The organism is Cerasibacillus terrae (assembly GCF_008039555.1).
GTDB classification, from domain to species: domain Bacteria; phylum Bacillota; class Bacilli; order Bacillales; family Amphibacillaceae; genus Cerasibacillus; species Cerasibacillus terrae.
The window spans coordinates 1-1406 of record NZ_VDUW01000024.1; the positions used below are offsets into that span (position 1 = coordinate 1).

1 protein-coding gene is annotated in these 1406 nt (G+C 36.1%); it reads left to right on the forward strand.

Features of this window, described 5'->3' with window-relative positions; translation table 11 throughout:
* Window positions 1–140: 140 nt before the first annotated feature.
* Window positions 141–1256: an IS4 family transposase gene (locus FHP05_RS15085; RefSeq protein ID WP_147670795.1), complete on the forward strand. Its 1116-nt coding sequence runs from the start codon at window positions 141–143 to the stop codon at window positions 1254–1256.
* Window positions 1257–1406 lie beyond the last annotated feature (150 nt).

Here is a 1406-nt window from a genome sequence, read left to right on the forward strand (position 1 = left end):
TCACTAGCATTGCATTAATTAAGTCTGTTGATTCAAAATACTAACAATGTTCAATAATTTAATGTCCATACAATAAAAAAATCCTTTACAATGGAAGTACAGGTGGTTTCCTGTCCAAATCCAAAGCAAAGGACCATAGCATGGACAAGAATACACTAAAAAGTTCATTTAGTAAATGGTTAACACCTATAAATTCAAAAAAACTTCAAAAACAAGTAACTAATTTAAGTCAAGATAAATATACGAAGAAGCTAACGACAGAGGCTTATATCAAACTCATGCTTTATGCGCAAATTCATGAAACGGAAGGCCTGCAAGCACTGAGTGATGCATTACTCAATGTAGATTTTCAGAAAGCAGTTGGACTCAAGTCCATTAGCGCATCCCAGCTTTCTCGAAAAAACAACGAAATGGATCCAGCTATTCTAGCCGAACTTTTCCTGGATCTTGTTTATCAAATACGTGGATATCACAACAAGAATTTAAGAGGGTTACCACTAAAAATCATTGATTCCAGTACATTGCCCCTTAATCTTACGCATTACAAGTGGGCAAAATTCCGTAAAACCAAGGCAGGTGTGAAACTGCATTTACGACTTGTTTTCATGGACAAAGATACGGTCTACCCTGATAAAGCAGTGATTACAACAGCGAAAGAACATGACCGTAATCAATTGGAAGTTCTTGTTGATGATAAAGATGCCATGTATGTATTTGATCGTGGCTACATGGACTACGAACGTTTTGATCGAATGACAGACGATGGGTATTTCTTCGTTTCTAGACTAAAGAAAAATTCCGTTACCCGCGAAGTACTTACGTTTTCTGTTCCTTCTGACTCAAACATTCTATCTGACAAAATGGTGTACATCGGTTCAACGCAAAAGCGATGTGAAAACATCTTTCGTCTTCTTGAAGTGCGCGATACGAAAGGAAATATTCTACGTCTGATTACGAATCGATTTGATTTAAAACCAGAAGAAATTAGTGATATCTATCGGTCACGTTGGGCAATTGAATTATTCTTTAAATGGCTGAAACAACATGTCGAAATCAAACATTTTTATGGCATGAGTGAAACAGCTTTACAAAATCAAATCTACATAGCGCTAATCACTTATTGTTTGCATGTCCTTATTCAATTGGAAACAAAAAGCAGGAAGTCTTTACTCCGCATTACTCGTTGGCTAAAGGCCGCATTATGGAAACCAGCCTATATTTGGTTACACCGTTTTGAAAGTAAGACCGTGCCGTAACAAGCAATTATGTCGTTGTCGTTTGCGTGTTAATTGTATAATTTTCAAAAAATGAACAGGGCCACCTTTAGTTGGACATTGACTTTTTGGCAAAAATTTTCGGAAACATGTTTACAGAATTTTTTAACTATTTTTATGCAATGCTAGTGA